The organism is Mesorhizobium sp. B2-1-3 (assembly GCF_006442495.1).
GTDB lineage: Bacteria > Pseudomonadota > Alphaproteobacteria > Rhizobiales > Rhizobiaceae > Mesorhizobium.
The window spans coordinates 95,738-122,304 of the sequence record NZ_VFWL01000010.1 but is presented as its reverse complement, the minus strand read 5'-3'; the positions used below and the strand labels follow the sequence as shown (position 1 = coordinate 122,304).

Below are 26,567 nucleotides of genomic sequence, written 5' to 3'. Positions count from 1 at the left end.
GCGCCAAGGGGCAGGGACGGGCAGGATGGATTACGACATGCTGGTCATTGGCAGCGGCCCTTCCGGCCGTCGTGCCGCTGTACAATCGGCCAAACTCGGCAAATCGGTACTGGTCGTCGACAGGGGGCGGCGCCTGGGCGGCGTTTCCGTGCACACGGGCACCATTCCGTCGAAGACGCTGCGCGAAACCGTGCTCAATCTCTCGGGCTGGCGTGAGCGCGGCTTCTATGGGCGCGGCTATCGGGTTAAGCAGGACATCTCGGTCGGAGACTTGGTCGAGCGCCTGCACAAGACGCTCGACCACGAGGTCGAGGTGCTGCAGCACCAGTTCATGCGCAACACGGTCAAGAGCTCCCGCGCCGCGGTGAAATTTCTCGGGCCCAACAGGGTCAGCCTGACATCGGACAATGGCGATTACAGCGAGGTCGGCTTCGCCAATGCGCTGATCGCCGTCGGCACCAGGCCGCACCGGCCGGGCGACGTGCCGTTCGACAAGAGCCGCGTGTTCGACAGTGACGAAATGCTCGAGCTCGACCGCTTGCCGCGCACGCTGACGGTCATCGGCGCCGGGGTCATCGGCGTCGAATACGCGACGATCTTTTCGGCACTCGACGTGCCGGTGACGCTGGTCGAGCCGCGCAACACGATCCTCGATTTCGTCGACCGCGAGATCGTCGACGATTTCATCCACCAGATGCGCGACCGCGGCATGACCATCCGGCTGGGAAGCGCCGTGAAGGAGATTGCCTCCAGGCCCGACCATGCAGAGGTCACGCTGGCCGACGGGCGCACCATACGTTCCGAGATCGTGCTCTACGCCGCGGGCCGCACCGGCAATGTCGGTAGCCTCGGCCTCGATGCGGTCGGCATCGAGGCTGACTCCAGGGGACGCATCAAGGTCGATCCGCACACCTTCCAGACCAGCGTGCCCAACATTTACGCCGCCGGCGACGTGATCGGCTTTCCGAGCCTGGCCTCCACCTCGATGGAGCAGGGCCGGGTAGCCGCGTGCCATGCTTTCGGCGTGACATTGCCGCCGCCGCCGGAAACCTTTCCTTATGGCATTTACGCGGTGCCCGAGATCTCCACCGTCGGCCAATCCGAGGAACAGGTGCGCGAGAGCGGCGCCGCCTACGAGGTTGGCGTGGCCCGTTTCCGCGAGACCTCGCGGGGCCACATCATGGGCGTCAACACCGGCTTCCTGAAGCTTCTGTTCTCGATCGAGACACGCCGCTTGCTCGGCGCGCATATCGTCGGCGAGGGCGCCACCGAACTGATTCACATCGGCCAGGCGGTGATCAATCTGGGTGGCACGGTCGACTTCTTTGTCAACAATACATTCAACTATCCCACGCTGGCCGAGGCCTATAAGATCGCCGGGCTGGACGCCTGGAACAGGATGGGGCAGGGATAACCCTGTCGCCGGCCACTATTATCCTCACTCCGCCGCCTCCCGTTTGGCCGTGGGCGATCCGGTTGCGAGCAGCAGGGGCAGGCAGAGGACATAGAGCGTCGCGCCCGCGACCCACACCATGCCTGGGAAGACCATTCGAGTGCGAAAATAGAGCATGGCGATGACGAGTGGTCCGAGCACCGAGACCAGGCTCGTCATGCTGGTGAGCACACCTTGCAATCGCCCCTGGTGATCTGCCGCGACACGTGACGTCAGCAACGATTGCAGCGCCGGGGCTCCGATGCCGCCGAGACAGAAAAGCGGCAACAGCGCGAACGCCATCCAGCCTTGCCAGGCCAGCGCGATCGACACATAGGCCGTGCTGTCGGCAAGGATGGCGACCATGAGCGCTCGCCTTTCGCCCCAGCGCTCGGCGATCGGTCCGGCGACGAAACCCTGGGCTCCGGCATGGAAGAGGCCGAACAATGCCAGCGAGATGCCCACAGTGAAAAGGCTCCAGCGGAATTTGTCCTGCACGTAGAGAACCCAGACGGTGCCGCCGACTTCGCCGACAAGGCCGAGCACGGCAAAGGCGCCGAGCAGCGGCAGGAGGGCCGGAAAAGTCAGGGCCCAACGCAGCGGCGCCAGCGGGTTGAACGACAGCGGCTCGCCTGTGCCGCCGACCCGCTCCGGCTCCGGCAGCAGAAGGAAGGCCAGCACCAGATTGATGCCGGTGAACCCTGTCGCCGCCAGGAACGGCGCGCGCAGCCAGACATCGCCGAGCAGGCCGCCGAGCGCCGGACCGGCGATGAACCCGACGCCAAAAGCGGCGCTCAGATGGCCGAAGGCGCGGGCGCGCCGCTCTTCGCTGCTGATGTCGACCATATAGGCGGAGGCCACCGCCATGCTGGCGCCCGTTAGGCCGGCGATCAGTCGGCCGACGAACAGCAGCGGCAGCGACGGCGCGAAGGTCATGAACAGATAATCCAGCATCGACCCGGCAAGCGACAGAAGCAGCACCGGCCGGCGGCCGTAGCGGTCGGACAACGCGCCGAGCAGGGGCGAAAACAGCACCTGCATTGCGGCATAGGCGGCGAGGAACGCGCCGAAAATCCAGCCAATGTCCTCGACATGGCCAACCTCGCGCAACAGCCCCGGCAGCACCGGCATGATCAGCCCGATGCCGGCCGCGTCCAGCGCCATTGCCGTCAGCACGACGAGATAGGCCCTTTTCATCGAGATGCTTCTTTCCTAAGTTTATCGGTGATAAGGTAGCGTTTATCACCGATAAATTGGCTGGGCAAGCGAGGTGCATATGAAGCTGGACAAGGCGCTGATCGTGGCGCAGGCGCTCGAGCTGTTGAACGACGTCGGCATCGATGCGCTCTCGACCCGGCTGCTGGCGCAGCGGCTCAAGGTCCAGCAGCCGGCACTCTACTGGCATTTCAGGAACAAGCGCGCCCTGCTCGACGCAATGAACGAGGAGATCCTGCGGCGCGGCCATGGACATCAGGTACCGCTGCCGGGCGAGAGCTGGCAGGAATTCGTACGCAACAACGCCCGCAGCTTCCGCGGCGCCTTGATGGCCTATCGCGACGGTGCGCGCGTCCATGCCGGTACCGAGGCCGATCCGGGCGATCTCGAACATGTCGAACGGTTGCTCACTTTTCTGCGCGAGGCCGGCATGCCTTCCGTCATGGCCATGCGGTTGCTGATGATCGTCGGGCGCTACACGGTGGGCTGCGTCCTCGAGGAACAGGCAGAATATCCGGCCGGCCCGGGTCGAGGTGCAGCGCTCGATGCCAAGGCAAGCGGTTACCCGCTGCTCAGCCAGGCCCTGGCCGATTATCGTGCGGGCGGTCACGAGGCGCTGTTCGAAAGCGGCCTCGACTTGCTGATTGCCGGGGCGCAGGCCGGCATCGCTGAAGGAGGCTGAGCGCGGCGATCCGCGTCTTGCCCGTCAGGCGGCAGGAGCGGGCGGGGCAAGCCATTGCCGCACGATCGCGGCATCGGGGTCGCCGATTTCATGGCCCGAAGCGACGATACGCGCGTCGACCTCGGCGCCGCGCTGGCTGAGCAGCGTTACCAGGGCCGGCGCGAAGGGTCCGTAGGTCAGGTCGGCGGCGCCGGCGACAATCAGCGCCTTGATGCCGGTCAGATCGGTTGCCGGCGTCTCGTCCAGCACCGGCATCGGCCGCAGCAGTGCCGCCCGTCCGACAAGGCCGGGATGGAGCAGCATCAGGCTGGAAACCAGATTGGCGCCGTTGGAATAGCCGAGGAAAGCCGCGCGCTTCGGATCGATCCGGTGCCGCTTCATGGCCTCGGCCATGAAGCGTGCGAAAGCGGCCGTCTCGCGGCGGATGCTGGCCTGCTCGAAGCTGGTCGGCGTGATCCGCTCGAACCAGCGGAAGCCGTCGTCCTGGACGATGCGGCCACGCACGGCGACCAGGCAGGCATGCGGTGCGATCTGCCTCGCCAGCGGCACCAGGGTCGTCTCGTCGACACCTGATCCATGCAGCAGGAACAGGCATTCGTCGCTGGCCCCGCCGGATCCGAAGAAGCGATAGGGAAAGGCCAGATCCAGCCGCGGCAGGCTGTTTTCGACGCTTGTATCGCTCATGCCGTATCCTTTTGATTACATTTCGTTTCACTCAATTTGCCGGCTTCAAAACGCAATATTTTCATGCTCCGCGAAAGTTGATTGAACCGGGCGCATTTCAGTCCGTTTCTGCGCCGATATACTCCATCGCGGAGGAATCGAAGCGGTGCGCCGGGGGTCGCATTGCTGGGCATGAACAACCAGCTTTGAGGCCTTTTGTCGATGACCACCCCAGTTCCAACCGAGCGCGATACGCGTATCGATGTGCTGCGTGCGCTCGCGCTGCTGACGATCTTCGTCGACCATGTGCCGGGCACGGCTTTCGAGACCCTGACCTACAAGAATTTCGGCTTTTCGGATGCGGCCGAGGCTTTCGTGCTGATATCGGGCATTTCGGTCGCGCTCGCCTATGGTACGAAGTTCCGCCCGGGAGGCCGGCTGCTCGCGACGCTGAAAATGTGGCGGCGGGCAGGCGTGCTCTATATCGCCCATATCGTCACCACGATGGCGGTAATGGCATTGTTCTGTGCCGCGGCGGTGTTCGGCCGGCGGCCGGAACTGCTGAAGCTGATCAACATCGAACCGCTGATGAAGGACACGCCCGAGGTGCTGGTCGGCATCGTCACGCTCGGCCACCAACTCGGCTACAACAACATCCTGCCGGTCTACGCGGTGCTGCTTTTGCTGGCGCCGGCCTTCTTGCTGTTCATCAGCTACAGGCCGCTTGCAGCGCTGACCGTGTCCGGCCTGCTGTGGCTTGTAGCCGGCATCTGGCAGATCGCCCCGCCGAACTATCCCGAGCCCGGCCTGTGGTTCCTCAATCCGCTGTCCTGGCAGTTCCTGTTCAACATCGGCCTTGCCGCCATGCTGCATGTCAGGCGCGGCGGCGTCATTCCAGCCAACCGCTGGCTGATCGGTGCCGCCGCGGCCTATGTGCTGGCCGCGTTGGCATGGGTGCATAGTCCGCTTTGGGGCCAGGTGACCTGGTTCGACCTGCCGGTGGTGCTGACCGGCTTCGACAAGACATTCCTGTCGCTCCCGCGGCTGCTGCACATCCTGGCGGTCAGCTATCTGGTGGTGGCACTGCCTGCGGTCTCGAACCTGTTCCGCACCGGCCCCGACCATCCGCTGGCGATACTCGGCAAGCGTTCGCTTCCGGTGTTCATCGCCGGCACGCTGATCGCCATGGTTGCCCAGGTGATGAAGCTGATCAATCCCGGCGGCCTCGCTTATGACAGCCTGTTGCTCGCCGCCGGCATTGCCATGCAGTTCGCGCTCGCTTTCTATCTCGAATGGTTGTCGACCATCGGCGGTTCGGGGAAAGCCAGGACGACGCAAAAGGAAGCCAAGCCCGTCCAGCCGTCTTTCGGTATCTCGGCCGTAGCAAGAGCCAACCACTGAGGGTCAGCGAGCCCGGTTTCAGCGGCGCGGTGGAGCCGAGGAGGCGCGCACGATCAGTTCGACCGGCAGCAACTGCCGGCTGACCTTGCCGTCGCTTTCCAGGATTGCCTTGACGGCAAGCCGGCCCATCTCGGCGATCGGCTGTGCGACCGTGGTCAACGGTGGCTCGGACAACTCTGCTTCGGGAACGCCGTCGAAACCGATGACCGAAACATCATCGGGGACATTCAGCCCGCGCGCGCTCAGCCATTCAAGCGTTGCCAAGGCCATCCTGTCCGACATCGCCAGGATGGCCGTGGGTGGTTCGCCGGAAGCAAAGATCGTTTCCAGCCCCGCCTTTGTGGTGGCGGCATCGTTGGCGGTTTCGTAGACGGGCACTTTGGATGTATCGATGCCAACCCGCGAAAGCTCCCGGAAGTAGCCGGTGAGGCGATCGCGTGTCCCCGCATAGGCCGCGGCGCGAAGCTCCTCGGGCGAAATGATGCCTGTCCTGCCGTCGGCGAAAGGCAGCGCCAGCACGGCAAAGCGGCGATGCCCGAGTTCCGTCAGATGGTGCGCCGCCAGGCCGGCGCCGGCGATGTTGTCGACGCCGATCGCCGCGACGGATCCATCCTCCGAATCCAGGTCCAGCGCCACGAAGGGCAGTTTGCGCTCACGCGCCAATTCGACAAGGCGCGAGCCGCCTTCGATACAGAAGACGATGAAGCCGTCGACAAGGGCGCTCTGGATATTCCAGGCAAGCTGTTCGGTGTTGGCCGCCGAGACTAACGAGATACCGGCCCCGGTCGCATCGCAGGCCTGCGAAATACCGGCCATCATCACGCGCGCGAAGGGATCCTCGAAGAAATAGGAGAGGGGCTCCGCGGTGGCCACGCCGATGGCGTTGACCTTGCCGGCCCGCAGCAGGCGGCCCTTGGGATCGGGGCCGGCATAGCCCATCGCCTCGGCCGCCGCACGGACCCGTTCGCGGACTTCTTCGCGCACGATCTCGGGGCGGCTGAAAACGTTGGAGGCGGTGCCGTGCGAAACACCGGCTGCCTTGGCGATGTCGGCCAGCCGGACGGGTCGTCGATTGCCTGCGGTGAGTGACGCCATTTGCGCGTGCCTCCTGACATGCATTTAGCACGTTCCCGATTTGCATCTAGCACTTTCGTTGGATCGATTCAAATTTTGCTTGACCGGCGGCTTCCATAGGCCTATCTTTGAATCGATCCAACTAAGATCTGCCTGCTGGATTAAACCTAGATGGGAGGTGCGCCATGCATCCTGTTAACTATCTGTTCGAAGACATCTACCGCAACGACTGGAGCATCGGGTCGGCCGCCAACAAGTCCAAGCGCCGCGGCGGAACAAGCCCGTGGATTCGCGATCTGCGCTTCCTGGTGGCGCGCAAGCGGAGCTGACTGGCGTGAATTTTTTGCGTCGGCCTATTGGATCGATTCAATTCAAATCAAGAGGAGAAGAGCCATGCATCCCATGAAGCATCTGTTCGACGACATTTATCGCAATTATTGGGGCATCGGCACGGCCGCGGAGCGGCCAGAGGCGCCGCGCCGCGCGACGCTCTCGGCGCGCAACCGCGATCTTTGGATCCGACTTGAACGTCGCCGGGATTGAAACCGGCCGCGCATCTCAGGGTCGCCGACGCACCACGGCGGAGACAGCTATGGTCAGCCAGCCTGCGATGAGCAGGGTGCCTCCGATCGGCGCCGACATCGGAAACAGCCTCGATCCGAGAAAATCACGGGCGAGAAGATCGCCCGTGAAAAGCACGAGCCCGACGAGCAGCACCAGGCTGGCTAACCGCAGCGGGCGATTCGCGTCGAGGAGACCGACGGCGAGAAACACCGGTGCGTGCATCAGCAGGAACGATGCCGCCGTACCGGTGAAGGCGCCGCCGAGATGTGCGGCGGCCGCCGACAGCGCCACGCCGGCCGCGCCCACGATGCCGGCGGCGAGCACAAGCAGACGGCTGCCGGTCGTTTCGGTCAGGTTCATGTCGACGCTCCTTCGGTTGATCAGCTGGGCAGTTCGTCAGGGCTTGCCCGCTTCCATCAACATATGCCGCGTCCGCCGCGCCTGGACAATCCAGTTGTAGACCGCGCCGAGCGCCATCAGCACCGACGTGCCGAGAAACACCGCCCGCATGCCGAAATGGCCGCCGACGAAACCGCCGGCAAGCGGTCCGGCGACCTGGCCGACATATTGGGCCGAGATCGAAAGACCGAGCACGTTGCCGCCGACGCCGTCGGGAATGTTGTGGCGGATGACGCTGGTGATGCAAGGCAGCAAACCGCCGAGCGCCAGGCCCATCAGGAAGCGCAGCCCGATCAGTTGCCAGCCGTCGGTGACGAAGGCCTGCGGAATGAGCAGCAGCGCCGACACGGCCAGCGCGCCGACGACGACGTTCCAGTGACCGACGCGGTCGGCGAGCCTGCCAAGCCATGACGCCGACAGGATTGCGCCAAGGGCGGCCGCCGACATCACCACGCCGGCAACGAGCGTCACCCGGCTCTGGTCCTCGATCAGCTGCTGCACATAGACGGTGATGATCGGCTCGATCGACATGGTGGCGAAGGCCAGCAGCATGCCGGTCGTCAGCATGGCCACGACCGGACGCTTGTCGGCAATTTGCGACCAGCCGCTCTTCGGCTTTGCCGCCGTCGCGGCTTTGCTTGCTTGCGGGCGCTGGTTCTCCTTGATCAGGAATGTCGTCGCCAGAAAGGCAAGGAAGATGACGCCGCCGGACAACAGAAAGGTCGCGCGGATGCCGATTACCGGCGGCAGCGCGCCGCCGAGCAAGGGGCCGACCAGCGAACCTGCCGTGATGCCAGCGGACAAGACACCGAGCGCCCAGCCGGAGCGGTCCTTCGGCGTCTGCATGGCCACCAATATGGTCGAGCCGGAGGAATAGCCGCCGGCAAAGCCGATCAGCAGGCGCAGCAGCACCAATTGCCAGACCGTCTCGACCATTCCGGTCAGCGACATGCAGATCGCCATGCCGAAGGAGGCGCGCACCAGCATCAGCTTGCGGCCGTAGCGGTCGCCGAGCCGTCCCCATAACGGCGCAACGAGCGCCGCCGCGAAGAAGGTCGCCCCATAGGCGATGCCCGACCATTGCACGATCGCCGCATGGCCCTCGACGCCCAGTTGCTCGACATAGAGCGGCAGGAACGGCAAGAGCAGGGTCATGGCGATGAGCGTGCTGAACGAACCCGCGAAGCAGACGGCGAGATTGCGCCGCCAGTGGATATTGTAGCCGCCCTGTTCCGTATCGTTCTGCGTCATGCCGTGCCTGCGTGTGCCAGGGATTGTTGTGGATACCATTTTGGGATACCAAGTCGGTATCCGTCATGGACCCACAGCCCGACCGCTGTCAATGCGGGCACGTGAAAAGGCAACAACGATGTCGCAGATGCACAACGTCGAACGGCAGCTCCGCGAGATGATCCTTGGACTTGAGATCGGCCCGGGTGAGAAACTCACCGAGCGCTGGATCGAAAGCCGCTTCGGCGCCTCGCGCACGCCGGTCAGGGCTGCGCTGCTGCGGCTCGAAACCGAAGGGCTGGTCGGCAGGGACGGGCGCGGCTGGACGGTCTCGCCCATCAACCTGGCCGAACTCGAGCAGATCGCGGTCTACCGCGAAGCGGTCGAGGTCGCGGCCTTGCGGCTGACATGCGGGCTTGCCGACAGAAGTGCCGTCGATGTCATCGAGGCTATGCTCGTCTCCTGCGACGACGACACTCCGCGCGAGGAATGGCATCGCGTCGGCATGGATTTCCACATCGAGCTGGCGCGACTGTCCGGCAATGAATTCCTGTTTCGGGCCGTCCGCGACGCGATGACCAGGCTTTCGCGCGCCCGTTGGCTGGAGGTACGCGATGGAGCGGCCCTTGGCCGCGCGTGGGCCGAACATCATGCCATCCTGGCCGCCGTGCGGAGCGGCGATGCACAGGAAGCCGCGCGCTTGCTCTCGCAGCATATCGTGGGCAGTCGCGACCGTCTGTTGACGTCGCTGGCCAATGATCGCCGCGGCCTTCGCGCCAGGGGATTTGCCGTCGTGGCGGCATAATGCGGCCTGCAGGGCAGGCCACTCGCCGCCGAAAAAAGGACCACCGGCCCCGAGCCCCACTTTCGGCCTCGCTTCGCGGACGCCGATGGCGTAGGACCGGGCGATGGAAAACAACCGATTTGAAGTACCCGTGACCGTCAAATCAGTCACGGCGGGAAGTACACAGCTCTTACGCTCGGCCCGCGAGGCTTCCGACTATCTCATGAACAGCTGGCCCGGCAAGCGCACCCCCAAGCATCGCGCGGCGCTGCAGGCCTGCCACGATGCGCTGGCCGGCGACAAGCCGGCCATGAACGCAAGGCGCGCCTTTATCGCGGCGGCGCGTGAAGTGGACGTCTTCGTCAGCGACAAGGCGCCGGCCTGATCCAGGCCGGATTGCCGCCGCGCGCCGTCATTCCTCTGTTTCAATCTCGGCTTCAGTCTCGGGTTTCTGACGCTCCCGCGCCGCAGCCTTGGCCGCCAGCTTTTCGGCCTTCTTGGCCGCCTTCTGGCGATCGCGTTCTTTGCGTTCCTGATCGTAATTTGGTGCTCGTGCCATAGCGGCTCCTTTTTTGCTGTTCTTGTGGGCTGACTACGCGTCGTTCGCCTTCCGACGTCTCGGAGCCGGCACCAGGGTTCCTATAAGCTGCTTCGGTCGATCACAAGGTCGGCGGCGCCGAAACGCTCCTTTGCCGTCAGCTGCTGATGCCAATAGGGATAGAGCAGGGGCGGGCGGCTGACCGCGTCGAGGCGATCACGTTCCTCGCCGGCCAGCGTCAGGCTGGCCGCCGCGATATTGTCCCTGAACTGGGCCTCGTTGCGCCCGCCGATCACAAGCGAGCTGATAGCCGGCCGGCCAAGCAGCCAGGCAAGCGCCACCTGTGCGGCGGACACACCGCGGGCCTTACCGATTTCGACCAGCACATCGACGATCCGCCACAGCCGGTCCTCGTCGCGGATTGGCGGTTCGGACCAGCCGGCGACCTGGCGCGCGGTCGGGCTGTCACGGTGATACTTGCCCGACAGCAGGCCTCCCGCCAGTGGGCTCCACACCAGCACGCCCAATCCCTGGTCGACCGAGATCGGCAGCAGCTCGTATTCGGCTTCGCGTGCTTCGAGCGTGTAGTGGATCTGCTGGGTGACGAAGCGCGGCTGATGGCGGGTGTCACTGATGGAGAGCGCCTTCATCACCTGCCAGCCGGAATAGTTGGAGCAGCCGATATAGCGGATCTTCCCCTGGCCGACCAGCGTGTCGAGCGCGGCGATGGTCTCTTCGAGTGGCGTCACGCCGTCCCATTCGTGCAGGAAATAGATATCGATGACGTCGGTCTTGAGCCGCTTAAGGCTTTTCTCGCATTCGCGGATCAAATGATGGCGCGACAGGCCTTCGTCATTGGGACCGTCGCCGATGCGCATGCGCGCCTTGGAGGCGATCAGCACGTCGTTCCTGCGCTTGCCGCCGAGTGCCTCGCCGATGATCTCCTCCGACAGGCCGTCCGAATAGACATTGGCCGTGTCGATGAGATTGATGCCGGCATCAATGCACAGATCGATCATGCGCTTCGCCTCGGCGAGATCGCTGTTGCCCACAGCCGCGAACGGGCCGGCGCCGCCAAAGGTCATGGTGCCCATCGTCAGCGCCGAAACCTTCAGGCCGGAACGGCCGAGAGTGCGGTATTCCATGTCAGTCCTCGCGATTGAGAAGAATGGCCCGATCAGGTTGCTGGATTTGTAGGACAATCCGTGCGGCTTGTCGCCCTCCGGCCCCAGCACACCGATGAGCGGCCGTGGCGTGCCCCTGCAATAAAACCGTCATTGCCGGCCTATACTCAGTCGATCAGGGCGTTGCGCGCCGCCGTCAGGACGCGACGCCCGGTCGTTGCCGGAGGCGGCAGCTTGCAGATGGAGGAACACCGATGAATGAATCCATACCCAAGTCCGGCGCCCGGGACTGGCTGGAAGCCGAACTCGCCGACACGCTCGACGAGGACTATGAACTGGAGATGTCGGAACCGGCGCTGTCGCTGGAGATCGCCAGGATCTACAAGAACGCGCATCCGCCTTCTATCGACCGCATGCAGTATTTTCGCGACCTGATCGGGCTGCAATCCGAGCTGATCAAGCTGCAATCCTGGGTCGCCTACCACAAGAAGAAGCTTGTGGTGATCTTCGAAGGCCGCGATTCGGCTGGCAAGGGCGGCGTCATCAAGCGCATCACCCAGCGGCTCAACCCGCGGATCTGCCGCGTCGTGGCGCTTCCGGCACCGACCGAGCGAGAGACGTCGCAATGGTATTTCCAGCGTTATGTGCCGCACCTGCCGGCCGGCGGCGAGATCGTTCTGTTCGACCGCTCCTGGTACAACCGTTCCGGCGTCGAGCGGGTGATGGGTTTCGCTGGGCCCGATCAGGTGGAGGAATTCTTCCGTGACGTGCCGGAGTTCGAGCGCATGCTGGTCCGTTCGGGCATCACGCTGGTCAAATACTGGTTCTCGATCACCGACGAGGAACAACAGATGCGCTTCCTGATGCGCATCCACGATCCGATGAAGCAGTGGAAGCTGTCGCCGATGGACCTGCAGTCGCGGGTGCGCTGGGAACAGTACACCAAGGCCAAGGAAGAGACCTTCGCCCGTACCAACATTCCGGAGGCGCCCTGGTTCATCGTCGAGGGCAACGACAAGAAGCGCGCCCGGCTGAACTGCATCGACCACCTCTTGCAGCAGGTTCCCTATGAAGAGGTGCCGCACGAGGAGATCACGCTGCCCGAGCGGGTCTTCAATCCCGAATACGAGCGCCAGGTGCTGCCGCGCGAGCTCTACGTGCCCGAGAAGTATTGAACGAGAGTTTGTCCTTCTCCCCGTATAGTGACGGGGAGAAAGGATCTGCACCAAGGGTTGCCAATTCCCACTGTCGCAGACAACTAATTCCTAAGTCCGCTTGATGACGACATGCGTGGCAAGCGGCGTCGCTACTTGTTCGCTGCACGCGTAGCCGAGCTTCGGCATATCAATCCCGGCGAAGAGGTGCTCGCCGGAGCCGAGCAGCACCGGCGAGATCGCCAGATGCATCTCGTCGATGAGCCTCTCCTGGAGGTACTGCCGGATGGTGGCGACGCCGCCGCCGACCCGCACATCGCTGCCATTGGCCGCTGCCCTTGCCTGCTCGAGCGCCGAATGGATGCCATCCGTAATGAAGTAAAAGGTCGTGCCGCCCTCCATGACGATCGGCTCGCGCGCATGGTGGGTCAGCACGAAGACCGGCACATGATAGGGCGGGCTGTCGCCCCACCAGCCCTTCCAGTTTTCGTCAGGCCATTCGCCGCGGATCGGCCCGAACATGTTGCGGCCGAGGATCCAGGCGCCGACATTCTCGAAGCTGCGCGCCGCGAACGCCTCGTTGGTATCGGTTGTGCCGCCGTCGTCTCCGAGCACCATCTTGCGGAAGGTGCGGGTACCGATCATCCATTTGTGCAGGGCTTCCCCGCCGACCCCGAGCGGGTTTTTCAAATCCTGGTCGGGACCGGCGCCGTAACCGTCGAGCGACAAGGTGAATGCGTTGACGCGAAGTCTGGACATGGAAAGCCTCCTCAGACCAGTTGTATTGTGCAAGCAGTTACTTTCTAGCAAACCGATTGCAAATTGCAAGTAGTATTTTCAGCGATCGAGAAGATGCATATCCGTACTTCGCCCATGCGATGTCCAGAGTGAAAGTGGCGGCTGCCGAGACAGCCGCCATACCGGCTCATTCGCCGGTGAGTTCCATGAAGAGCATATGGTTTGAAGGCGCTGGGAGGAAACTATGCTCTCAGCATCTCCGCCACCTCAGGGGCGAAATAGGTCAAAATGCCGTCGCAGCCGGCGCGTTTGAACGCAAGAAGCGATTCCAGCATAGCCTTTTCGCCGTCGATCCAGCCATTGGCGCCCGCCGCCTTGATCATCGAATATTCGCCCGACACCTGATAGGCGAAGGTTGGCACCGCAAATTCGTCCTTCAGCCTGCGGATGATATCGAGATAGGGCAGGCCGGGCTTGACCATCAGCATGTCGGCGCCTTCGGCCAGGTCCTGCTCGGCCTCGCGCACCGCTTCGTCTGAATTGGCGTGGTCGATGTAATAGGTCTTCTTGTCGCCTTTGAGCAGGCCGGCCGTGCCGACCGCCTCGCGGTACGGCCCGTAGAAGGCGGAGGCGAATTTCGTTGCATATGACATGATCGCCACGTCCTGGAAACCGTTTGCGTCGAGCGCGTCGCGGATGGCGCCGATGCGGCCGTCCATCATGTCGGACGGCGCGATGATGTCGGCGCCGGCCGCTGCTTGTATGACGGCCGCCGCGGTTACCTGTTCCACCGTCTCGTCATTGACGATGAGGCCGTCGCGCAGGATGCCGTCATGACCATGGCTGGTGAACGGGTCGAGCGCGGCGTCGGTGATGACGCCGATCTCAGGCACCGCGTCCTTGATCGCGCGCGTGGCGCGGTTGATGACGTTGTCGGGGTCGAGGATATGCGAGCCGGTCTGGTCGCGCAGCGAAATGTCCACATTGGGAAAGGTGGCGAGCGCGGGGATGCCGAGCTTCGCCGCGCGTTCGGCCTCCTTGACGGCAAGATCGATCGACAGGCGGAAGACGCCCGGCATGGCGGCGATCGGCTCGCGCACTTGTCTGCCGTCGACGACGAAGATCGGCCAGATCAGGTCGTCGACGGAAAGCCTGTTCTCCTGCACCAGGCGCCGCGACCAGTCGGCCTTGCGCATGCGTCGCAAGCGGCGGCTGCCGGTGATGTCGTCGACGCTGCGCGCGCCGGCAGGTTTTGCGGGGGTGAATCTGTTCATCGCCAAAACTCTCGTTTGGCCGGCTTTTATCACGCACCCGTGGTGCTGACCAATGCGACACGTTTGTGCCAGCAATCCGATCGGGTCTCTATTCGGGTTGCCCATTGCCCGAAAGGATCTGCGCCGCACCGCGCATGCCGACGCGGAACGCCTCGTCGAAGCCGACGCCGCGCACTTGCCAGGCGTAGGTCTTGCCGGCCTTCGCCAGCCGCCAGTCGGCGATCCAGCCCAACTCCTTACCGCTCCAGACGATGCTGCCGGAAAGCGCTTGGTCGGCGCCGGCCATTTTCGCAACCGTGTCCAGCTTCGCCATGTCGGCGTCGCGCATGATCCTGTCGTCCAGCCCCGCCTTCGACAGCAGCGCTGCCGTTGGGAAGGTTACCTGCATGGCAACCGGCGCGGCGGCATTGCCGAACGACTCGCGCATCAGCACGCCGCGCTCGTCATCGGCATCGAGCGCGAAATGCCTGACCCCGCGCTCGGTCGACAAGAATACCGCCAGCCCTGGGCGTTCGGTCAGCCACGGCCTGCTGCCGAGCGAAGCCAGCACCGGATCGATCATCGCCGGGCTGTACTGGCAGTAGAGATTGTGAGGCCGATCATACGTGCCCTGATCGTCATGGTTGGGAATGCCTTCCATGCGATCGCGGTAGCGAAAGGCCGCCACGAAGCTGCCGGCCTTGTCGCGCAGCGCCGCCATCTCCGGTTTCGCCGGCAGGCGCTGGTCGCCGGAAACCCGGACCAGAACCGCGTCGAGACAACGTTTGAAGCCGGCCTGGCGGTTCTTCTCGTACCGACCGTTGACGATGGTCTGCGACTGGTAAAGATCGGCGAGGCTGGCCGCCAGGGTCGGTTGCAAAACCAGGCAAATGACGATCAGCCCGATCGTCATCGGCACGAGGCGCGCAAATCCAGCCATGAGCCACACCCATTGGAAAACTTGCTACAGCTGCGCAGTCGCCGTGCGGTTCCCGGCCTTGCGGCGACAACGGCTCTTTTAGCACTAGGCTCCGGCCCGAGCCAAGACGCGCTGCCGGCATGCCGGCATTGACGCGGCCATGCGCCACGCTTTAGCACTTCAGTCCCGGCGGAGCGGGCGAGGGATTCTTTCACGATGGATTTTGGCGGAGGCGACGAGATCCGCTTCGAACATCTGGGCCGGGCCGGCATCGTCACGTTGACGCGGCCGCGGGCACTCAATGCGGTCACGCACAGAATGGTCAACGCGCTCGCCAAGGCATTGCACGCTTGGGAGCGGGACTGGAGCGTCGATGTCGTCGTCGTCAAGGCCGAGGGCAGGGCGTTTTCGGCCGGCGGCGACATTCTCCACATCTACGAGGCCGGCCGGGCCGGCAAGCCGCCCGTCGAGTTCTTCGCCGACGAGTATCGGCTGAACGCCCAGATCGCGCGTTTCAAAAAACCTTATGTGGCGCTGATCGACGGCATCGTCATGGGCGGCGGCGTCGGCATCTCCTTTCATGGATCGCACCGGGTGATGACGGAAAATGCGCAGTTCGCCATGCCGGAGGTGGGTATCGGCTTTTTCCCGGATGTCGGCGCCAGCCATCTGCTGCCCGATCTTGGAGGTTCCTTCGGCATGTACCTGGCGCTGACCGGCAATCGTATCCGCTATGGCGACGCGTTGTGGTCCGGGCTGGCCACGCATACGATCAAGGCGCAGGACCAGGCTGGCTTTCTCGACCAGCTCGCCGCCACCGGCGATCCCGAATCGGTGCTGCGCGGCTTCTTCATCCCGGCGAAGCGCGAGACGGACAGGCAGGTGCTGGAGGCGATCGCCCACCACTTCGCGCAGGCGTCGCTTGCCGATATCATCGGCAGCCTGGAGCAGGCGGCAGGGAGCGATGAGTTTGCGGCAAGGACGCTGGCGACGATCCTGACGCGCTCGCCGACCAGCCTTCGTGTCGCCTGGCGCCAGATCACTGCCGGCCTGACGCTGCCGATGGATCAATGCATGAAGATGGAGTTCCGCATCCTCAACCGGATGCTCGCGGGCCACGATTTCTACGAAGGCATACGCGCCACCATCATCGAAAAGGGTTCCAAGCCGCAATGGCTGCCGGCAACCCTCGATGCGGTCGACGACGCGGATGTCGATGCCTATTTTGCCTCGCTCGGTGAACGGGAACTCGCGCTATGAGTGAGGTGACGTCCAGACGCGTCGTGCTTCAGCCTTCAGGGGTGGAGGTTATCTTCGCCTGGTTCCAGCGAATCATATCAGGATACTGCCTGCTGTTCGGTATCCTGTACTGGATCAGGCTTATCGGCTTCTATCCCGGCTCGCTGTGGCGCTTCGACCTGATGCCGGTCCACTGGCAGGTGACAGCGGTGATGCTCGCCGTGTTTTTTCCCTTTGCCGCAGCCGGCCTATGGATGCTGGCTTCCTGGGGGCCGGTGATTTGGTTCATCTGCGCCGCGACGGAGATCGTCATGTATGCCGGCTTTCCCGAACTCTTCGGCCGCCGCCCGCTCATCGTCGTCTCGCATGCGGGGGTGGCGCTGCTCTATGTCGTTTTCCGCCTCGTCATCTATCTGCAGAAGCGGTCGCCCCGGACCTGAAGCCGGCACGCGCCGCCGGCGATCCGGCGGATCGGATTTCGCCCTGAAATCATTGGCTAAATCTTTAGGTTAATTATCCTTGCTCGAGTGACCGTTCGTTAAGCGTCTTGCGAAACCTATTACCGGTAAGCTCTTGTTAGCCTTGGCGTTTAAGTCGAATTTTATGAGTATTCGATAGTGTCGCGATCAAGGTGAAAAACAAAAAATCACCAGGGCGACAAACGAGAGGCAAAGACAATGATCAATTCGCGTCCGGCGGCAAAGACCGCCAACGTTTCCGACGATCGCCGCGAGGCAATCCGTTCCCTTTACATGGAATCGCTCCAACTGGTCGAGCGCCTGCACCGCCGTCTGCTCGACGTGATCAAGGACGAGTTCGACCGCAATGGCCGTTCCGACATCAACGCCATCCAGGCGCTGCTGCTCTTCAACATCGGCAATTCGGAGCTGACTGCCGGCGAGTTGCGCTCGCGGGGCTACTATCTCGGCTCGAACGTCTCCTACAATCTCAAGAAGCTTGTCGATCTCGGCTTCATCAACCACCAGCGCTCGCGCATCGACCGTCGTTCGGTCCGCGTCTCGCTGACGCCGAAGGGCAACGAGGTGGCGGACGTGGTCGCCGGTCTCTATGAGCGCCATGTCGGCTCGATCGAGCAGGTCGGCGGCATCAACACCGACGAATTCAAGCAGATGAACCGCGCCCTCCAGCGCCTCGACCGCTTCTGGAACGACACCATCGCTTACCGGATGTAAGCCACATCCCCAATCAGAAGCCGCGCCACAGAAGCGCGGCCGCAACAGCGACCTCCAGTCAGGGCCGGTGCCGAAGAGCATCGGTCTTTTCTTTTCGTTGCGCTGGCCGAAGCAAATTGGGGGCCAAGGCCACGTTGCCGCCATATTCCAATGGAACCGAAGATGGCAGTGATGCTGTGGTGAAGACCATGAGTTCACCCGCAGCCGCGGTAGCCTTGCGCGTTTTCACACCGAGGTGATGCGGACCATGGTTGGCTAATTGTTAAGATTGCCAATTTTAGAGTGCGGGCGAGATCGCCCGATGATCAACGCAGCAAGTGTTCGAACTGCTACAAATGTCTGGAACGTCCATGAGAACCAGCCGCCGTTTCTTCCTTTCCGGAGCCTCCGCGCTCGCAGCCGCCGTTGTTGCCGGCCGCGCCAGCGCGCAGGACGTGATCGGGGACATCCTGAAGTCCTCGGCGCGCGGCAACTGGGACGATCAGTTCGACGCCCGCGCCAGCGCAGGCGGCAAGGTGGCCTCGACGCTGCCGATCTTCAGCCCGCAGACCGTCGCCTTCACCGAGCAGGCTGTGGCGCAGTACCAGAACATTGTCGGGCAGGGCGGCTGGGTCGAGGTTCCCGCGACCAAGAAACTGCAGCTCGGCGTCGACGATCCCGATGTCGTGCCGCTGCGCAAGCGCCTGATGGTCGCCGGCGACCTGTCGCAGAGCGCCGGCATCTCGACGGCCTTCGATTCCTATGTCGACTCGGCGGTCAAGCGCTTCCAATTGCGCCACGGCCTGCCGGCCGACGGAGCGCTGGGCAAATATACCTACGCGGCGATGAACGTTTCGGCGCAGATCCGGCTCGGCCAGTTGCAAACCAATCTCCAGCGATTGAAGGAGAAGGCGGGCACGCTTGGCAGCCGTTATGTGCTGGTCGATATTCCGGCAGCGCAGGTCGAGGCGGTCGAGAACGATCGCGTCGTGCTTCGCCATACCGCGATCGTCGGCAAGATCGATCGCCAGACACCGATCGTCAATTCCAAGATCAACGAGATCATCGTCAATCCATATTGGAACGCGCCGGTGTCGATCGTGCGCAAGGACATCATCCCATTGATGCGCAAGGACCCCGATTATCTCAAGAACAGCCATATTCGCCTGTTTGCGCCAGATGGCAGCGAAGTCGATCCGATGAATGTGGACTGGTCGACCGACGACGCGGCCAAGTACCGTTTCCGCCAGGATCCCGGTTCGGACAACGCCATGGCGTCGGTGAAGATCAATTTCCCGAGCCCGGACGGCGTCTACATGCACGATACGCCGCAGCAGAGCCTGTTCGGCAAGATGATGCGCTTCGATTCCTCGGGTTGCGTACGCGTGCAAAACGTGCGCGACCTCGTCACCTGGATCCTGCGCGACACGCCCGGCTGGGACCGCCAGCATTTTGAGGCTGCGATCAAGACCGGCGAAAACACGCCGATCCAGGTCACCAACCCGGTGCCGGTGCATTTTCTCTATCTCTCGGCCTGGTCGACGGGCCCCGGCGTTGTCCAGTTCCGCGACGACATATATGGCCTCGACGGAAACAACGAGCTGCAGATCACTTCGTCGCTCTAAGCGATTGATTATTCAGGGAAAAGGCCGCTCTTGAGCGGCCTTTTTCTGTCGCCGCCGCTAGGCCGTTCACACCGCCGCTGACCTCCAACTCTGCGTAGGCGCGCTCCGGCTGGACGAAGCGCGGGCGATTGCGCATGGTCGGCAAAACTGCCGGAATCGGACTATGCAAGTTGCCGTCTTCATCCTCGTCGTGCTCGTCCTAGTGGCGCTTTCCGGTGCATTGGTGCGGCTGGTGCGGGTGCCGCTGCCGGTGCTGCAGATCGCCATGGGTGCTGCGCTGGCCTGGCCGGCGCGCGGGCTGCATGTCGAGATCGATCCGGAACTGTTCCTGCTCGTATTCATTCCGCCGCTTCTGTTCGCCGATGCCTTTGCTGCGCCCAAACGCGAGCTTGTCGTCTTGCGTGGCCCCATCCTCGACCTTGCCATTGGACTGGTCTTCTTCACCATCGTCGGATTTGGCTACGCCTTGCATTGGCTCGTGCCCAGCATCCCGCTCGTCGTCGCTTTCGCGCTCGCCGCGGTGCTGTCGCCGACCGACGCGGTGGCGGTGTCTTCCATAGTCGACAGGAACATCGTTCCGGCGCGGCTGATGCACATATTGGAAGGCGAGTCGCTGCTCAACGACGCGTCGGGTCTGGTCATGTTCCGCTTTGCCGTGGTGGCGGCATTGACCGGCAGCTTTTCCTTTGCCGCGGCCTCGCTGAGCTTTCTCTATGCCGTGGCTGCCGGCATCCTCGCCGGCATGGCGGCGCTGTTCGTTGCCGCCAAGGCGCTGCAACTGCTCAACCGCATCGGCGGCGTGCCGGCGGAGGCGCAGGTTCTGGTCATGATCCTGGTGCCTTTCGTCTCCTATCTCGGCGCCGAGCATATCGGCGCCTCGGGCATCCTGGCGGCGGTCACCGCCGGCCTGTTGACCGGAGTTTCCGGCATGTTCCGCTTTCTCGGTGTCTCGGCACGCATGCAGACGATGTCGCTGTGGTCGACGCTGTCCTTCGTCTTCAACGGCGCGCTCTTCATCCTGCTTGGCCTGCAATTTCCCGATATCATCCGTAAGGTGCCGCCGGAGTTGTCCAGCCGGCACTGGATCATCGAGCCGGTGCTGACAGTCCTGCTGCTGACCCTTTGCCTGATCGGCCTGCGTTTCCTGTGGATATGGATCGGCGACATGGCGGGCGCCATGGCGGCGCGGCTCGGCAAGCGAAAGGCCGAGCCGTTCGGCCTGCGCGTGCGGCTCGCCGGATCGGTCGCCGGCGTGCGCGGAGCGATCACGTTGGCCGGTATCCTGTCGCTGCCGCTCACCTTGCAGGACGGCTCGCCGTTCCCGGCCCGCGACGTGGTGATCTTCCTCGCCGCCGGGGTCATCATCTGCTCGCTGGCCATCGCCAGCCTCGCGCTGCCGAAGATCGCTCGCGGGCTGGTCGAACCGGGCGAGGACCCGGCAGCGGCCGAGGAGCGCCGGGCGCGGGTCGGCGTAGCCAATGCGGCGATCGCCAGGATCGAGAGCATCGCCAATGAGGCAGGCGAGGGCGGGGCCGTCGAGGCACGGCTCGCTGTTGCCGACAGCATCGTCGCCGGCTACCGGCGCCGCATCGCCGCCTCCGACGAGGCCGACGAAGCGCGTGCCGAGGCGCGCGAGGCGAGCCGTCTGGAGCTTGAACTCAGGGCGGCCGGCATAGAAGCCGAGCGCGCCGCGCTACGCGCCATGTTTCTCAGCCGCGAGATCAATGACCATACGATGCGGGCGCTGTTTTCCGAGATCACCTTGACCGAGGCTCTTCTGAAGCAGCGGCGCGACAGGAAATAACGGTTCGCCGCTCTGCTTGCCGCAATCCGGCCAGCAAATTTCGCGCCGCAAACGTGGCGAGGCGAAAACAACTGTGTTAATGGCGCGGCGAACCCAATCCTGTCACACAACAATGTGCAGGGGTTTGGGACAACGGCATGCGCAAGACAAAACCGACCTCCGGACCTAAGGAATTCAGGCCATGGCAACAGCAGCGGCAGCGTCGAACAAATTCGAATCCTTCTTCGAAACCACGCTGGAAGATGCCGATCCGGAAATTTTCGGCGCGATCCGCAACGAACTCGGACGCCAGCGCCACGAGATCGAACTGATCGCGTCTGAGAACATCGTCTCGCGCGCCGTGCTCGAAGCGCAGGGTTCGATCATGACCAACAAATACGCCGAGGGCTATCCGGGCAAGCGCTACTATGGCGGCTGCCAGTTCGTGGACGTCGCCGAGGAGCTGGCGATCGAGCGCGCGAAAAAACTGTTCGGCTGCAACTTCGCGAACGTGCAGCCCAATTCCGGCAGCCAGATGAACCAGGCGGTATTCCTAGCCCTCCTGCAGCCGGGAGACATCTTCATGGGCCTCGACCTCAATTCCGGCGGGCATTTGACGCACGGCTCGCCAGTCAACATGAGCGGCAAATGGTTCAAGGTCGTGTCCTACGGCGTGCGCAAGGACGACCACCTGCTCGACATGGACGCCATCGAGAAGACGGCGCATGAGACGAAGCCGAAGCTGATCCTGGCCGGCGGCACCGCCTATTCGCGCATCTGGGACTGGAAGCGCTTTCGCGAGATCGCCGATGCGGTCGGCGCCTACCTCATGGTTGATATGGCCCACATCGCCGGCCTCGTGGCAGGCGGCGTGCATCCCTCGCCGCTGCCGCATGCCCATGTCGTGACGACCACCACGCACAAGTCGCTGCGCGGCCCGCGCGGCGGCATGATCCTGTGCAACGACGAGGAGATCGCCAAGAAGATGAACTCGGCGGTGTTCCCCGGCCTGCAGGGCGGACCACTGATGCATGTCATCGCCGCCAAGGCGGTTGCCTTCGGCGAGGCGCTGAAGCCGAGCTTCAAGCTCTATGCCGAGAGCGTCGCCGCCAACGCCAAGGCGCTGGCGTCCAGCCTACAGGAGACTGGCCTCGACATCGTGTCGGGCGGCACCGACAACCACCTGATGCTGGTCGACCTGCGCCCCAAGAATGCCACCGGCAAGCGCGCCGAAGCAGCGCTTGGGCGCGCCAACATCACTTGCAACAAGAACGGCATCCCCTTCGACCCGGAAAAGCCCTTCGTCACCTCCGGCGTGCGGCTCGGCACGCCCGCCGGCACAACGCGCGGCTTCGGCCAGGCCGAGTTCCGCGAAATAGGCAAGCTGATCGCCGAGGTGCTGGATGGCCTCAAGGCCGCCAATTCCGATGAGGGCAATGCCTCGGTCGAGGCCGCGGTCAAGGCCAAGGTCGTGGCGCTGACCGATCGATTCCCGCTCTACCCTTATCTCGGTTGACCTCGCGCCACGCGTCATCTCTTATCCGCCAGCGGCGCGCCGACCCCCGATCGGTCGACGCGCCGAACTGGAGACCAGACGATGCGTAATTTCCGCCCCGCCATCCTTGGCGCCCATGGCTTGCTGGCCGTTTTCCTGACATTGCCCGGCGCTGCCCTTGCGCAGACCCAACCCGCCCCAGAAATGCCCGCCACCGCTACGTTCGGCAGATGGACAACCATCGTCGATACGCTCGACACCGGGCAGGATGCGCGCAAGACCTGCGCCGCTTCGACTGCCTTTTTCGATGCCAGCGGCAATTCGGGCACGCTGACGCTGTCGATCTCGAACGGCGACGCCATGCCGCCGGACGCCTACCCGGCCATCATGCTTATTGTCGACAACCGGAACCTGCCCACTGGCAAGAAGATCGCCGCGACTTTTGGTGATCCTGGCGTCAAGGTTTCCGCCATCGTCTATTCGAACGATGCCGTCAACGGCCGTCCCAGTTGGACGGTCGACAACCAGCCCAAGACCGGTCTCGCGCTCTTGCGAGCCATGCGCAAAGTCACCTCGCTCGATGTCGCTTTCGGCAAAGAGGCTTTCGCCAGCATTCCGATGGACGGCTTCACCAAGGCCTACCGCAACCTCGGCACATCATGCGGCTTTCCGACCAAGGACGTTGCACCCTAGCCAAGCGCGCGAAGGCGGGTGCTGGCAATCTGCCTCGCGGCTCGCTATCTCTGACGCGAAAGGGTCTGCGTGCCTTGCCATCGTGGCAAAAGGCTCTAAGCCTTTTCGCCTCACCAGATTCGTGAACCCAAGGCTCTCAATGCGCTGTCCCTATTGCCAGTCCGAAGATACGCAGGTGAAGGATTCGCGCCCCGCCGAGGATGGCGCGGCGATCCGCAGGCGTCGCGTCTGCCCCGATTGCGGCGGCCGTTTCACCACCTTCGAGCGCGTGCAGTTGCGCGATCTCGTCGTGGTCAAGAAGTCGGGGCGAAAAGTGCCTTTCGACCGCGACAAGCTCTTGCGCTCCGTCGAGATCGCGGTGCGCAAGCGCAATGTCGATCCCGAGCGCATTGATCGTGCCGTGACCGGCATCGTGCGCCAGCTGGAAAGCTCCGGCGAGACCGAAGTGGCCTCGGGCGAGGTTGGGCGGCTGGTCATGGAAGCGCTGAAATCGCTCGACGACGTCGCCTATGTTCGCTTCGCCTCGGTCTACCGCAATTTCCGCGAGGCCAAGGATTTCCATGAACTGCTGGGGGAATTGAAGGGCGACGAGGACAAGAGCGAAGAGGACGCCGGCTGAGCATGGCGGGACGCAGCGAGGCCGAACAGGCAGCCCTTGACCGCCGTTTCATGGCGGCCGCACTCAGATTGTCGCGCAGGAATGCGGGCCGGACCTCAACCAATCCTTCCGTTGGCACACTCATCGTGCGCGACGATGGCTTGGGCCCGATGATTGTCGGCACCGGCGTCACCGCTGTCGGTGGCCGCCCTCATGCCGAGACCGAGGCGCTCGCCGAAGCGGGCGAACTGGCGTGCGGCGCCGCCGCCTATGTCACGCTGGAGCCTTGCGCGCATCACGGACGCACGCCGCCTTGCGCCAACGCTCTGGTCAATGCCGGCATCGCGCGCGTCGTTGGCGCCGCCAGCGACCCCGATCCGCGCGTGTCGGGCCAAGGCTACGCGATCCTGCGCACCGCGGGCGTCGATGTTGTGGAGAATGTCCTGGCGGCGGAGGCCGCCGAGCAGATGGCCGGCTATCTCATTCGATCGCTTAGGAAACGGCCGGAAGTGACTCTCAAGCTAGCGCTTTCCAGCGACGGCAAGATCGGCATGGAAGGTGTTGGGCAGGTGTCGATCACAGGCGACATTGCGCGCCGCGAAGTCTATTTGATGCGCGCCGAGGCTGATGCCATCCTAGTCGGCATTGGCACGGCGCTGGAAGACGACCCGGCGCTGACGGTGCGTCTGCCGGGATTGGAGAACCGGTCGCCGGCTCGCATTGTGCTGGACCGCCAGATCAGGCTGCCTGAGACTTCGAAACTGGTATCCGGTGTCGACCGGGTGCCGCTCTACGTCGCGGCTTGTCTGGAAGCGGATCCTCTGCGGCGGGCAACGCTCGAACGCGCCGGCGTGCGTTTCATCGGCACCGAGACGCATGAAGGCGGCGTGGCGCTGCCGGAACTGCTCGAGGATCTTGCCGCGCTCGGCATGGCCAGCGTGCTGGTCGAAGGCGGAGCCAGGGTGGCCAGCGCCTTCCTGTCGGAAGGCCTGGTCGACCGCATCGTGCTGTTCCGGGGGCCGGCGGCGATCGGCAAGGGGGGCATTGCATCGCCCATCGATGCCAACCATGTCCCAGCGGGATTTCGCAAACTGCGCGAGATGCGGTTCGGCGAGGACAGCTACGCCGAGTGGATAAGAGACTTTTAGGATCAACACCGATGTTTACCGGCATTGTTACAGACATAGGTACCGTCGCGGCCGTCAAGCCGCTGCGGGAAGGCGTGGGATTGCGTATCGACACCGCCTATGATCCCGAAACCATCGCCATCGGCGCCTCGATATCATGCGGCGGCGTTTGCCTTACCGTGACGGCCTTGCCCGACAGCGGCTCGAACGCGCGCTGGTTCGAAGTCGAGGCCTGGGAGGAGGCGCTCCGGTTGACGACGGCGATGGGCTGGAAATCGGGCACGCGGATCAATCTGGAGCGGGCGTTGAAGATCGGCGACGAGCTTGGCGGCCACATCGTGTCGGGCCATGTCGACGGTACCGCCGAGATCGTCGAGCGCAAGGACGAGGGCGATGCGGTGCGCTTCACGCTGGAAGCGTCGCGCGAGCTGGCGAAGTTCATCGCGCCGAAAGGCTCCGTCGCGCTCGACGGCACCTCGCTCACCGTCAACAAGGTGGAAGGCACCCGCTTCGACGTGCTTCTGATCCACCATTCGCTGACCGTCACCACCTGGGGTGAGCGCAAGGTCGGCGACCGCGTCAATCTCGAGATCGATACCATGGCCCGCTATGCGGCGCGCCTGGCGGAAGCGGCGAAAGAGGGGCTTTGAGCCACTTGAAATTGCCGGCCATTGGCCGTACACTGTCTTCGGGAGAAAGATGATGACAGCACATGCTCACCCGACTCGCAGCCGTGTCCGTGGCGAACGCCTGGAGGCACGTATTACGGCCGACCAGAAGAGTCTTATCGAACACGCCGCCGCCCTTCAGGGCCGGACAGTGACCGATTTTGTGCTGACCAGTGTCCAAGAAGCAGCCACCCGAGCCATCGAGGAGCATCAGCGCCTCGATCTTTCCGTCCGCGACAGTCGCGCCTTCGTCGATGCTTTGATCAATCCGCAACCCGTGAATGATCGTCTGCGCGAAACGGTGCGCCGCTATCGTCAAGCCACTGGTACCTGAAGGTGAGCAGTTCGGCCGGAAGTACTCTTCGGGTCGAAGTGCTTGGTCTCCAGCACGACAGGGCATCCTTCGAGAGCGGCGTAGAGGCGCTCGATCGGTATCTCAGGGTGCAGGCCGGGCAGGATGCGCGCAAGAACATCGCGGCACCCTTTGTTCTTGTTTTGCCGGACGGAACTGTGGCCGGGTATTACACGCTGTCCGCAACCGCCGTAGCTATCGGCGATTGGCCTGCCCAAACCGTTCGCAAGCTGCCCCGCTACCCACTCATTCCGGCCACGTTGCTGGGACGTCTTGCCGTCGACCGGCGGTATCGGGGACAGGGCTACGGTCGCTATCTCCTGGCCGACGCTCTGTCGCGTTGCCTCAAGAACGAGATAGCTTCGTTTGCCGTTGTGGTCGATGCCATGGATGAAGACGCACGCGGTTTCTACCAACGCGAAAGTTTTCTGCCATTCCCGGATCAGTCGATGAAGCTCTTTCGGCCGATGGCCGACATCGCAGAGCTGTTCGAATGAGATGACTGGGGTGGAAAGGAGAAACTCCAAACAGCAGGAGCGCCTCCGCGGGAAGCCTTGGTCGATATAGATGCAGGCCGTTGGTAGATCACGAAGCCATTGTTGTCTGGACTGAGAGCCTGAGGCAATCTTGTGCTTGCGATCAATC

Annotated in this window: 30 protein-coding genes; 20 read left to right on the top strand and 10 right to left on the bottom strand. The window is 63.5% G+C overall.

The features are described from left to right. Positions 1–25 precede the first annotated feature (25 nt). The gene (sthA, locus tag FJ973_RS18075) at positions 26–1,414 is read left to right on the top strand and encodes a Si-specific NAD(P)(+) transhydrogenase (protein WP_140494088.1); all 1,389 of its coding nucleotides are present in this window, start codon (positions 26–28) and stop codon (positions 1,412–1,414) included. A 24-nt stretch (positions 1,415–1,438) separates the two neighbouring features. Here the strand turns inward: sthA and FJ973_RS18070 are convergent, their stop codons facing one another. Continuing rightward, positions 1,439–2,629, bottom strand: coding sequence for a TCR/Tet family MFS transporter (locus tag FJ973_RS18070; protein ID WP_140494086.1), 1,191 nt, complete (start codon positions 2,627–2,629; stop codon positions 1,439–1,441). A 79-nt stretch (positions 2,630–2,708) separates the two neighbouring features. On the opposite strand from FJ973_RS18070, the gene FJ973_RS18065 reads away from it, so the two are divergent. Next, a complete protein-coding gene (locus FJ973_RS18065) occupies positions 2,709–3,329 on the top strand; it encodes a TetR/AcrR family transcriptional regulator C-terminal domain-containing protein (RefSeq protein ID WP_140494084.1) in 621 nt (206 codons plus the stop codon). 24 nt (positions 3,330–3,353) lie between these two features. Here the strand turns inward: FJ973_RS18065 and FJ973_RS18060 are convergent, their stop codons facing one another. Continuing rightward, positions 3,354–4,013, bottom strand: coding sequence for an alpha/beta hydrolase (locus FJ973_RS18060; RefSeq protein WP_140515667.1), 660 nt, complete (start codon positions 4,011–4,013; stop codon positions 3,354–3,356). A gap of 201 nt (positions 4,014–4,214) precedes the next feature. On the opposite strand from FJ973_RS18060, the gene FJ973_RS18055 reads away from it, so the two are divergent. Then, positions 4,215–5,393, top strand: coding sequence for an OpgC family protein (locus FJ973_RS18055; RefSeq protein ID WP_140557021.1), 1,179 nt, complete (start codon positions 4,215–4,217; stop codon positions 5,391–5,393). An 18-nt stretch (positions 5,394–5,411) separates the two neighbouring features. Here FJ973_RS18055 and FJ973_RS18050 read toward each other — a convergent pair whose 3' ends face one another. After that, complete coding sequence (locus tag FJ973_RS18050; protein WP_140557020.1) at positions 5,412–6,488, bottom strand: substrate-binding domain-containing protein; 1,077 nt, start codon at positions 6,486–6,488, stop codon at positions 5,412–5,414. Positions 6,489–6,652: 164 nt separating this feature from the next. On the opposite strand from FJ973_RS18050, the gene FJ973_RS18045 reads away from it, so the two are divergent. Both FJ973_RS18045 and FJ973_RS30965 read left to right on the top strand, forming a co-directional pair. Beyond that, positions 6,653–6,796 (top strand): hypothetical protein, encoded by a 144-nt coding sequence (locus FJ973_RS18045; RefSeq protein ID WP_140494076.1) that lies wholly within the window; start codon positions 6,653–6,655, stop codon positions 6,794–6,796. A gap of 73 nt (positions 6,797–6,869) precedes the next feature. Further along, on the top strand, positions 6,870–7,010 hold the full coding sequence (locus FJ973_RS30965) for a hypothetical protein (RefSeq protein ID WP_181167406.1): 141 nt from the start codon (positions 6,870–6,872) through the stop codon (positions 7,008–7,010). 15 nt (positions 7,011–7,025) lie between these two features. Here FJ973_RS30965 and FJ973_RS18040 read toward each other — a convergent pair whose 3' ends face one another. Continuing rightward, complete coding sequence (locus FJ973_RS18040; protein ID WP_140521759.1) at positions 7,026–7,391, bottom strand: DUF423 domain-containing protein; 366 nt, start codon at positions 7,389–7,391, stop codon at positions 7,026–7,028. A 36-nt stretch (positions 7,392–7,427) separates the two neighbouring features. Continuing rightward, positions 7,428–8,681 (bottom strand): multidrug efflux MFS transporter, encoded by a 1,254-nt coding sequence (locus FJ973_RS18035; protein WP_140557018.1) that lies wholly within the window; start codon positions 8,679–8,681, stop codon positions 7,428–7,430. A 118-nt stretch (positions 8,682–8,799) separates the two neighbouring features. Here FJ973_RS18035 and FJ973_RS18030 point away from each other — a divergent pair, with 118 nt between their 5' ends. Then, positions 8,800–9,465, top strand: coding sequence for a GntR family transcriptional regulator (locus FJ973_RS18030; RefSeq protein ID WP_140494070.1), 666 nt, complete (start codon positions 8,800–8,802; stop codon positions 9,463–9,465). 103 nt (positions 9,466–9,568) lie between these two features. Continuing rightward, the gene (locus FJ973_RS18025) at positions 9,569–9,829 is read left to right on the top strand and encodes a DUF982 domain-containing protein (RefSeq protein WP_140494068.1); all 261 of its coding nucleotides are present in this window, start codon (positions 9,569–9,571) and stop codon (positions 9,827–9,829) included. A gap of 27 nt (positions 9,830–9,856) precedes the next feature. Here FJ973_RS18025 and FJ973_RS18020 read toward each other — a convergent pair whose 3' ends face one another. Both FJ973_RS18020 and FJ973_RS18015 read right to left on the bottom strand, forming a co-directional pair. Continuing rightward, the gene (locus FJ973_RS18020; RefSeq protein WP_140557016.1) at positions 9,857–10,003 is read right to left on the bottom strand and encodes a hypothetical protein; all 147 of its coding nucleotides are present in this window, start codon (positions 10,001–10,003) and stop codon (positions 9,857–9,859) included. Between the two features lie 80 nt (positions 10,004–10,083). Then, positions 10,084–11,127: an aldo/keto reductase gene (locus tag FJ973_RS18015; protein ID WP_140515679.1), complete on the bottom strand. Its 1,044-nt coding sequence runs from the start codon at positions 11,125–11,127 to the stop codon at positions 10,084–10,086. Positions 11,128–11,360: 233 nt separating this feature from the next. Between FJ973_RS18015 and ppk2 the strand changes: the two genes are divergently transcribed. Beyond that, entirely contained in the window at positions 11,361–12,281 is a 921-nt protein-coding gene (gene ppk2 / locus FJ973_RS18010) for a polyphosphate kinase 2 (protein ID WP_140494062.1), read from the top strand. 90 nt (positions 12,282–12,371) lie between these two features. Here the strand turns inward: ppk2 and FJ973_RS18005 are convergent, their stop codons facing one another. The 3 genes from FJ973_RS18005 to FJ973_RS17995 all read right to left on the bottom strand — a co-directional run bounded on the left by FJ973_RS18005 (position 12,372) and on the right by FJ973_RS17995 (position 15,191). Next, on the bottom strand, positions 12,372–13,019 hold the full coding sequence (locus FJ973_RS18005) for a dihydrofolate reductase family protein (protein WP_140557014.1): 648 nt from the start codon (positions 13,017–13,019) through the stop codon (positions 12,372–12,374). Positions 13,020–13,240: 221 nt separating this feature from the next. Then, positions 13,241–14,272, bottom strand: a complete 1,032-nt coding sequence (gene hemB / locus FJ973_RS18000) for a porphobilinogen synthase (protein WP_140521765.1) — start codon at positions 14,270–14,272, stop codon at positions 13,241–13,243. Positions 14,273–14,360: 88 nt separating this feature from the next. Further along, positions 14,361–15,191 carry a DUF2066 domain-containing protein gene (locus FJ973_RS17995; RefSeq protein WP_140557012.1) on the bottom strand — a complete coding sequence of 277 codons (831 nt, stop codon included), beginning with the start codon at positions 15,189–15,191 and terminating at the stop codon, positions 14,361–14,363. Positions 15,192–15,386: 195 nt separating this feature from the next. Here FJ973_RS17995 and FJ973_RS17990 point away from each other — a divergent pair, with 195 nt between their 5' ends. From FJ973_RS17990 to FJ973_RS17935, 12 genes are all read left to right on the top strand, one after another. Then, a complete protein-coding gene (locus FJ973_RS17990; protein WP_140557010.1) occupies positions 15,387–16,430 on the top strand; it encodes an enoyl-CoA hydratase/isomerase family protein in 1,044 nt (347 codons plus the stop codon). Next, complete coding sequence (locus FJ973_RS17985) at positions 16,427–16,849, top strand: DUF6163 family protein (protein ID WP_140557009.1); 423 nt, start codon at positions 16,427–16,429, stop codon at positions 16,847–16,849. The genes FJ973_RS17990 and FJ973_RS17985 overlap by 4 nt, the downstream gene beginning before the upstream one ends. 237 nt (positions 16,850–17,086) lie before the next feature. Further along, a complete protein-coding gene (locus FJ973_RS17980; RefSeq protein ID WP_013896002.1) occupies positions 17,087–17,602 on the top strand; it encodes a winged helix DNA-binding protein in 516 nt (171 codons plus the stop codon). Positions 17,603–17,952: 350 nt separating this feature from the next. Beyond that, positions 17,953–19,206, top strand: coding sequence for a murein L,D-transpeptidase (locus FJ973_RS17975; protein ID WP_140557007.1), 1,254 nt, complete (start codon positions 17,953–17,955; stop codon positions 19,204–19,206). A gap of 163 nt (positions 19,207–19,369) precedes the next feature. Next, positions 19,370–21,010 (top strand): Na+/H+ antiporter, encoded by a 1,641-nt coding sequence (locus FJ973_RS17970; protein WP_140557006.1) that lies wholly within the window; start codon positions 19,370–19,372, stop codon positions 21,008–21,010. Positions 21,011–21,191: 181 nt separating this feature from the next. Beyond that, positions 21,192–22,505, top strand: coding sequence for a serine hydroxymethyltransferase (gene glyA / locus FJ973_RS17965; protein ID WP_140557004.1), 1,314 nt, complete (start codon positions 21,192–21,194; stop codon positions 22,503–22,505). Between the two features lie 81 nt (positions 22,506–22,586). Continuing rightward, positions 22,587–23,177, top strand: a complete 591-nt coding sequence (locus FJ973_RS17960; RefSeq protein WP_140557003.1) for a hypothetical protein — start codon at positions 22,587–22,589, stop codon at positions 23,175–23,177. Between the two features lie 139 nt (positions 23,178–23,316). Next, positions 23,317–23,796, top strand: coding sequence for a transcriptional regulator NrdR (nrdR, locus tag FJ973_RS17955; RefSeq protein ID WP_010915593.1), 480 nt, complete (start codon positions 23,317–23,319; stop codon positions 23,794–23,796). A gap of 2 nt (positions 23,797–23,798) precedes the next feature. Next, positions 23,799–24,923, top strand: a complete 1,125-nt coding sequence (gene ribD / locus FJ973_RS17950; protein WP_140557001.1) for a bifunctional diaminohydroxyphosphoribosylaminopyrimidine deaminase/5-amino-6-(5-phosphoribosylamino)uracil reductase RibD — start codon at positions 23,799–23,801, stop codon at positions 24,921–24,923. An 11-nt stretch (positions 24,924–24,934) separates the two neighbouring features. Continuing rightward, positions 24,935–25,552, top strand: coding sequence for a riboflavin synthase (locus FJ973_RS17945; RefSeq protein WP_140556999.1), 618 nt, complete (start codon positions 24,935–24,937; stop codon positions 25,550–25,552). Positions 25,553–25,601: 49 nt separating this feature from the next. Next, positions 25,602–25,904, top strand: coding sequence for a DUF1778 domain-containing protein (locus FJ973_RS17940; RefSeq protein ID WP_140556998.1), 303 nt, complete (start codon positions 25,602–25,604; stop codon positions 25,902–25,904). A gap of 2 nt (positions 25,905–25,906) precedes the next feature. Further along, positions 25,907–26,419: a GNAT family N-acetyltransferase gene (locus FJ973_RS17935; RefSeq protein WP_140556996.1), complete on the top strand. Its 513-nt coding sequence runs from the start codon at positions 25,907–25,909 to the stop codon at positions 26,417–26,419. Positions 26,420–26,567 lie beyond the last annotated feature (148 nt).

What these genes read in the sequence shown, in the direction of transcription:
- FJ973_RS17980 (WP_013896002.1), top strand. Translation starts at nt 17,087, where the DNA reads ATGATCAATTCGCGTCCGGCGGCAAAGACCGCCAACGTTTCCGACGAT.
- FJ973_RS18025 (WP_140494068.1), top strand. Translation starts at nt 9,569, where the DNA reads ATGGAAAACAACCGATTTGAAGTACCCGTGACCGTCAAATCAGTCACG.
- FJ973_RS30965 (WP_181167406.1), top strand. Translation starts at nt 6,870, where the DNA reads ATGAAGCATCTGTTCGACGACATTTATCGCAATTATTGGGGCATCGGC.
- sthA (WP_140494088.1), top strand. Translation starts at nt 26, where the DNA reads ATGGATTACGACATGCTGGTCATTGGCAGCGGCCCTTCCGGCCGTCGT.
- FJ973_RS18055 (WP_140557021.1), top strand. Translation starts at nt 4,215, where the DNA reads ATGACCACCCCAGTTCCAACCGAGCGCGATACGCGTATCGATGTGCTG.
- FJ973_RS17970 (WP_140557006.1), top strand. Translation starts at nt 19,370, where the DNA reads ATGCAAGTTGCCGTCTTCATCCTCGTCGTGCTCGTCCTAGTGGCGCTT.
- FJ973_RS18040 (WP_140521759.1), bottom strand. Translation starts at nt 7,391, where the DNA reads ATGAACCTGACCGAAACGACCGGCAGCCGTCTGCTTGTGCTCGCCGCC.
- FJ973_RS18065 (WP_140494084.1), top strand. Translation starts at nt 2,709, where the DNA reads ATGAAGCTGGACAAGGCGCTGATCGTGGCGCAGGCGCTCGAGCTGTTG.
- ribD (WP_140557001.1), top strand. Translation starts at nt 23,799, where the DNA reads ATGGCGGGACGCAGCGAGGCCGAACAGGCAGCCCTTGACCGCCGTTTC.
- FJ973_RS18005 (WP_140557014.1), bottom strand. Translation starts at nt 13,019, where the DNA reads ATGTCCAGACTTCGCGTCAACGCATTCACCTTGTCGCTCGACGGTTAC.
- FJ973_RS18020 (WP_140557016.1), bottom strand. Translation starts at nt 10,003, where the DNA reads ATGGCACGAGCACCAAATTACGATCAGGAACGCAAAGAACGCGATCGC.
- FJ973_RS18035 (WP_140557018.1), bottom strand. Translation starts at nt 8,681, where the DNA reads ATGACGCAGAACGATACGGAACAGGGCGGCTACAATATCCACTGGCGG.
- nrdR (WP_010915593.1), top strand. Translation starts at nt 23,317, where the DNA reads ATGCGCTGTCCCTATTGCCAGTCCGAAGATACGCAGGTGAAGGATTCG.
- FJ973_RS17985 (WP_140557009.1), top strand. Translation starts at nt 16,427, where the DNA reads ATGAGTGAGGTGACGTCCAGACGCGTCGTGCTTCAGCCTTCAGGGGTG.
- FJ973_RS17960 (WP_140557003.1), top strand. Translation starts at nt 22,587, where the DNA reads ATGCGTAATTTCCGCCCCGCCATCCTTGGCGCCCATGGCTTGCTGGCC.
- ppk2 (WP_140494062.1), top strand. Translation starts at nt 11,361, where the DNA reads ATGAATGAATCCATACCCAAGTCCGGCGCCCGGGACTGGCTGGAAGCC.
- FJ973_RS18070 (WP_140494086.1), bottom strand. Translation starts at nt 2,629, where the DNA reads ATGAAAAGGGCCTATCTCGTCGTGCTGACGGCAATGGCGCTGGACGCG.
- FJ973_RS17995 (WP_140557012.1), bottom strand. Translation starts at nt 15,191, where the DNA reads ATGGCTGGATTTGCGCGCCTCGTGCCGATGACGATCGGGCTGATCGTC.
- FJ973_RS18045 (WP_140494076.1), top strand. Translation starts at nt 6,653, where the DNA reads ATGCATCCTGTTAACTATCTGTTCGAAGACATCTACCGCAACGACTGG.
- FJ973_RS18060 (WP_140515667.1), bottom strand. Translation starts at nt 4,013, where the DNA reads ATGAGCGATACAAGCGTCGAAAACAGCCTGCCGCGGCTGGATCTGGCC.
- FJ973_RS17945 (WP_140556999.1), top strand. Translation starts at nt 24,935, where the DNA reads ATGTTTACCGGCATTGTTACAGACATAGGTACCGTCGCGGCCGTCAAG.
- FJ973_RS17990 (WP_140557010.1), top strand. Translation starts at nt 15,387, where the DNA reads ATGGATTTTGGCGGAGGCGACGAGATCCGCTTCGAACATCTGGGCCGG.
- FJ973_RS17940 (WP_140556998.1), top strand. Translation starts at nt 25,602, where the DNA reads ATGATGACAGCACATGCTCACCCGACTCGCAGCCGTGTCCGTGGCGAA.
- hemB (WP_140521765.1), bottom strand. Translation starts at nt 14,272, where the DNA reads ATGAACAGATTCACCCCCGCAAAACCTGCCGGCGCGCGCAGCGTCGAC.
- FJ973_RS18050 (WP_140557020.1), bottom strand. Translation starts at nt 6,488, where the DNA reads ATGGCGTCACTCACCGCAGGCAATCGACGACCCGTCCGGCTGGCCGAC.
- FJ973_RS18030 (WP_140494070.1), top strand. Translation starts at nt 8,800, where the DNA reads ATGTCGCAGATGCACAACGTCGAACGGCAGCTCCGCGAGATGATCCTT.
- FJ973_RS17975 (WP_140557007.1), top strand. Translation starts at nt 17,953, where the DNA reads ATGAGAACCAGCCGCCGTTTCTTCCTTTCCGGAGCCTCCGCGCTCGCA.
- glyA (WP_140557004.1), top strand. Translation starts at nt 21,192, where the DNA reads ATGGCAACAGCAGCGGCAGCGTCGAACAAATTCGAATCCTTCTTCGAA.
- FJ973_RS18015 (WP_140515679.1), bottom strand. Translation starts at nt 11,127, where the DNA reads ATGGAATACCGCACTCTCGGCCGTTCCGGCCTGAAGGTTTCGGCGCTG.